1 protein-coding gene and 1 pseudogene are annotated in these 2,565 nt (G+C 41.1%); both read left to right on the top strand.

What is annotated here, in order from left to right:
- Positions 1–236 precede the first annotated feature (236 nt).
- Complete coding sequence (locus H1R81_RS27210; protein WP_181843914.1) at positions 237–1,160, top strand: hypothetical protein; 924 nt, start codon at positions 237–239, stop codon at positions 1,158–1,160.
- Between the two features lie 97 nt (positions 1,161–1,257).
- Positions 1,258–2,565 (top strand): annotated as a pseudogene (locus H1R81_RS27205) (gliding motility-associated C-terminal domain-containing protein); the annotation flags it as partial.

The raw sequence follows: 2,565 nt of genomic DNA, 5'->3' as shown, positions 1-2,565 counted from the left end.
GGAAGTGAGATGCCATCGGGCACATATTTTTATGTGGCCAAGGTAACCTTGCAGCGATTGGATAAAAAGGATGAAACTCCCACAACTATTAAGGGTTGGATTCAACTGATAAGGTAAATAACCATGTTTTATGTATATTTGCTATAGCAATTGCGTGTTTAACCAGAGAAATGGTATAATTTTTGAGTTTTCATTAAAAATCTCTGATTAAACACGCGTTATTACCGGATTAACCTATGAATATTTTACGTGCCATATCTATTACGAGTAGCCATTTATTAAATTTTATCAGAGAACAGTTAATAGCCTTGAATGAGGCTTTCCGGCTTCCTATGGCAACCTCTATCCGTTCGTTACGAGGCCTTCTTATTTCTCTCTTAGTGGGCTTATTTGTAGCCATTATAGCTGTTGGTATGCAACCTTTCGGGCTCGATTTGTTTACTCATGAGCAAAAAACAGAATTACTCTTAGGTTTTGGTGGGGTTGCTACTTTTGCCATGCTGATAGTCAAATTTATATTACCTGCCATTTTTCCGAAGTTTTATGATAAACAAAACTGGACTATTGCCCGACAAACCCTGCATTTTTTGATAATGGTGTTGTTAATAACCTCTCTGATAGTAGTGTATAGTAATATCTTTCATATCATTACTTTTAAAATAATTGATATTCTGAAAATCTTTGCATTAAGTATTATTCCGGTTATCATTACTACATTTATTCAGCAGAGGGTATTCCAAAATAAATTTGCTGCCTGTGCTGAACTTATTAATGGGGCACTACAAAAATTAGCAAATGCAGAGTCTGAACAAACCCTGTCGGCATTGGTCTTGGGTGAAAAAGGTGAGAGGTTGAGTCTGTTACCTAATCAGTTTATCTATGCTGAAACTGCCAAAGATACAGCAGATATATACTGGCAGAATTTTCTTGGTGTCGAAAAAACAACGATTCATGCCGATATTGAAAAAGAACTTTCCGCCAATGATCAGTTTATTCATTTAGATAAGCATATTATTGTGAACATTAAGGGTATCCTTAAAGTAGAAGGTAATGCCAGAGGCTATCAGGTAAGAATTGCCCGAACCACCAGAGAGATTGCTGTTCCCTGGAGATTCCATAAGAAATTAGAAAGATTGATCCAGGCAAGTAAAGCTGCCTGATTGATACTTTTAAACATGGTCTTAAAATTCTGCCTCTCCTATACACAACTCATAAGGCTTCGTTCGTTTTTATTAAAAACCCTGACTAACAAAGCCTATGCAACTGTTAAAATCTACTTTACTTTTTCTGATTGTCAGCTTGTCAATACTGCCTCAGGTACAGGCCTCCCACTTACGTGCAGGTGAAATAACTGCTAAAAGAATTTCGGCAACTACACTTACCTACCGTGTTACACTAACTACTTATACCGACCAGATTAATGGCGTACAGGCCAATGAAGCCGCCAATACTTCTGATTTTTCATTTGGAGTTACGGGCGTAGGCTTATATCAGGTAAAACGTACCAGAAAATTTCTGATTAACGCCGGAACGATGTGTAATGTGTATGATACTACGTTTACGTTTCCTGCACAGGGTAGATACACCATCTCCTGTGCAATTATTAACCGGAATGCCAATACGGTCAATCTGCAGGCACCCACCGATCTGATTAGTTTTTTTGTTGAAACCACCATATTAGTAAATGGCTCATTAGGGCTGAATAATACACCAGTTCTGCTCAATATCCCTGTAGATACAGCCGGGGTAGGGAAACGGTTTATTCATAATCCGGGGGCATTCGATGCTGATGGTGATAGTCTGGCCTACAGGCTTACCGCACCTAAAAAAGGGGCTAATGATGGGTCGTATGGAGGAGTATTTGCACAAGGGTATCAGGATCCTTCTACGTTGGGTAACTCACGATTAACAGAAGATGGTCTGAGTCCTTCGTTTTTCAGGATAGATGCCATCACCGGTGATTTGATCTGGGATGCCCCTGGCCGACTGGCAGTAAATCAGTATCAGGTCAATGTAGCTTTTATTGTAGAAGAATGGCGAAAGGGGGTGAATGGCACCTATACTAAAATAGGGGAGATCACCCGTGACATGCAGATTATCGTAGTAGAAACGCCTAATAAGCGACCCTTACTGACCACTCCCTCGCCAATCTGCGTAGAAGCCGGACAGAAAATAGAGTTTACCATAACAGCTCGCGACCCCGATAATCATAAAGTCAGAATATCAACTACCGGCGGAGTGTATAATCGCGATGCAGGTGGGGTGGTAGAGTTTATAGCTCCAAAGGAAGCTACGTTCACCCCCTTAAACACAACCCAGAATAGTCCTGCATCAGGGACCTTTACTTGGGAGACCAACTGCAAGCACGTCAGAGAACAGCCGTATGATGTTTTGTTTAAAGTAGAAGACTTTCCCGGGCGGACAGCCGTTCAGCTGACCGATATTAAAACAGTCAGGATCAGGGTGATTCCACCTCGTCCGAGAGGCTTAAGTGCCACCAATTCAGAGCGGGGCGTTGAATTACGCTGGCAACAATACCCAGACTGTAACATTCCTGAAGAAGAC

The organism is Emticicia sp. BO119, from assembly GCF_013912375.1.
GTDB lineage: Bacteria > Bacteroidota > Bacteroidia > Cytophagales > Spirosomataceae > Emticicia.
Note: the sequence above shows the minus strand (reverse complement) of the source record. Positions and strands in the feature narration are given on the sequence as shown.

Coding starts and splice junctions, on each gene's coding strand:
- H1R81_RS27210 (WP_181843914.1), top strand. CDS start 237: ATGAATATTTTACGTGCCATATCTATTACGAGTAGCCATTTATTAAAT.